This is a genomic window from Burkholderia sp. Nafp2/4-1b, assembly GCF_003635165.1.
Lineage (GTDB): Bacteria > Pseudomonadota > Gammaproteobacteria > Burkholderiales > Burkholderiaceae > Burkholderia.
Genome location: NZ_ML058648.1, coordinates 1 through 3,023, shown reverse-complemented (window position 1 = coordinate 3,023; position 3,023 = coordinate 1). Strand labels below are relative to the sequence as shown.

Sequence of the window (3,023 nt, the reverse complement as noted above, 5' to 3'; positions counted from 1 at the left end):
TATCCGGGTTGTGATTGTATCGATGTATCTCAAGATGATTCGAACTCTATGTTTGACTCAATTGGAATACGGCAAATGCGAGAACTCAACCTGTAACGACTGTCGAGAGACAGACTCGTTATAGGGTCAAGCGAACAAGTGCATGTGGTGGATGCCTTGGCGATCACAGGCGATGAAGGACGCGGTAGCCTGCGAAAAGCTACGGGGAGCTGGCAAACAAGCTTTGATCCGTAGATGTCCGAATGGGGAAACCCACTCCTTTTGGAGTATCCATGGCTGAATACATAGGCCATGTGAAGCGAACGCGGTGAACTGAAACATCTAAGTAACCGCAGGAAAAGAAATCAACCGAGATTCCCAAAGTAGTGGCGAGCGAAATGGGATGAGCCTTGCACTCTTTATTTGTATTGTTAGCCGAACGCTCTGGAAAGTGCGGCCATAGCAGGTGATAGCCCTGTAGGCGAAAACAGTATGAAAGAACTAGGTGTGCGACAAGTAGGGCGGGACACGTGAAATCCTGTCTGAAGATGGGGGGACCATCCTCCAAGGCTAAATACTCGTGATCGACCGATAGTGAACCAGTACCGTGAGGGAAAGGTGAAAAGAACCCCGGGAGGGGAGTGAAATAGATCCTGAAACCGCATGCATACAAACAGTCGGAGCCTCGTAAGGGGTGACGGCGTACCTTTTGTATAATGGGTCAGCGACTTACGTTCAGTAGCAAGCTTAACCGTATAGGGCAGGCGTAGCGAAAGCGAGTCCGAATAGGGCGTTCAGTTGCTGGGCGTAGACCCGAAACCAAGTGATCTATCCATGGCCAGGATGAAGGTGCGGTAACACGTACTGGAGGTCCGAACCCACTAACGTTGAAAAGTTAGGGGATGAGCTGTGGATAGGGGTGAAAGGCTAAACAAACTTGGAAATAGCTGGTTCTCTCCGAAAACTATTTAGGTAGTGCCTCGTGTCTCACCTTCGGGGGTAGAGCACTGTCATGGTTGGGGGGTCTATTGCAGATTACCCCGCCATAGCAAACTCCGAATACCGAAGAGTGCAATCACGGGAGACAGACATCGGGTGCTAACGTCCGGTGTCAAGAGGGAAACAACCCAGACCGCCAGCTAAGGTCCCCAAATATAGCTAAGTGGGAAACGAAGTGGGAAGGCTAAAACAGTCAGGAGGTTGGCTTAGAAGCAGCCACCCTTTAAAGAAAGCGTAATAGCTCACTGATCGAGTCGTCCTGCGCGGAAGATGTAACGGGGCTAAGCTATATACCGAAGCTGCGGATGCGTGCTTTGCACGCATGGTAGGAGAGCGTTCCGTAAGCCTGCGAAGGTGCGTTGAAAAGCGTGCTGGAGGTATCGGAAGTGCGAATGCTGACATGAGTAGCGATAAAGGGGGTGAAAGGCCCCCTCGCCGTAAGCCCAAGGTTTCCTACGCAACGTTCATCGGCGTAGGGTGAGTCGGCCCCTAAGGCGAGGCAGAAATGCGTAGCTGATGGGAAGCAGGTCAATATTCCTGCACCATTGTTAGATGCGATGGGGGGACGGATCGCGGAAGGTTGTCCGGGTGTTGGAAGTCCCGGTCGCTGCATTGGAGAAGGCGCTTAGGCAAATCCGGGCGCAGGATTCAAGGGTGTGGCGCGAGCTCCTTCGGGAGCGAAGCAATTGGAAGTGGTTCCAAGAAAAGCCTCTAAGCTTCAGTCTAACGATGACCGTACCGCAAACCGACACAGGTGGGCGAGATGAGTATTCTAAGGCGCTTGAGAGAACTCGGGAGAAGGAACTCGGCAAATTGGTACCGTAACTTCGGGATAAGGTACGCCCTTGTAGCTTGATGCCCCTGCGGGCAGAGGGTGAAGGGGTTGCAATAAACTGGTGGCTGCGACTGTTTAATAAAAACACAGCACTCTGCAAACACGAAAGTGGACGTATAGGGTGTGACGCCTGCCCGGTGCCGGAAGATTAAATGATGGGGTGCAAGCTCTTGATTGAAGTCCCGGTAAACGGCGGCCGTAACTATAACGGTCCTAAGGTAGCGAAATTCCTTGTCGGGTAAGTTCCGACCTGCACGAATGGCGTAACGATGGCCACACTGTCTCCTCCCGAGACTCAGCGAAGTTGAAGTGTTTGTGATGATGCAATCTACCCGCGGCTAGACGGAAAGACCCCATGAACCTTTACTGTAGCTTTGCATTGGACTTTGAACCGATCTGTGTAGGATAGGTGGGAGGCTATGAAACCGGAACGCTAGTTTCGGTGGAGCCGTCCTTGAAATACCACCCTGGTTTGTTTGAGGTTCTAACCTTGGCCCGTGATCCGGGTCGGGGACAGTGCATGGTAGGCAGTTTGACTGGGGCGGTCTCCTCCCAAAGCGTAACGGAGGAGTACGAAGGTACGCTAGGTACGGTCGGAAATCGTGCTGATAGTGCAATGGCATAAGCGTGCTTAACTGCGAGACCGACAAGTCGAGCAGGTGCGAAAGCAGGTCATAGTGATCCGGTGGTTCTGTATGGAAGGGCCATCGCTCAACGGATAAAAGGTACTCTGGGGATAACAGGCTGATACCGCCCAAGAGTTCATATCGACGGCGGTGTTTGGCACCTCGATGTCGGCTCATCTCATCCTGGGGCTGTAGCCGGTCCCAAGGGTATGGCTGTTCGCCATTTAAAGAGGTACGTGAGCTGGGTTTAAAACGTCGTGAGACAGTTTGGTCCCTATCTGCCGTGGGCGTTGGATATTTGAAGGGGGCTGCTCCTAGTACGAGAGGACCGGAGTGGACGAACCTCTGGTGTACCGGTTGTCACGCCAGTGGCATCGCCGGGTAGCTATGTTCGGAAGAGATAACCGCTGAAAGCATCTAAGCGGGAAACTCGCCTTAAGATGAGATATCCCTGGGGACTAGATCCCCTTGAAGGGTCGTTCGAGACCAGGACGTTGATAGGTCAGGTGTGTAAGCGCAGTAATGCGTTCAGCTAACTGATACTAATTGCCCGTAAGGCTTGATCCTATAACAAGTCTGTCTCG

The 3,023-nt window shown here is 52.4% G+C and carries 1 rRNA gene; it reads left to right on the top strand.

Features of this window, described 5'->3' with window-relative positions:
* Positions 1-124: 124 nt before the first annotated feature.
* Positions 125-3,006 (top strand): 23S ribosomal RNA (locus C7H84_RS34575).
* The last annotated feature ends 17 nt before the right edge of the window (positions 3,007-3,023 follow it).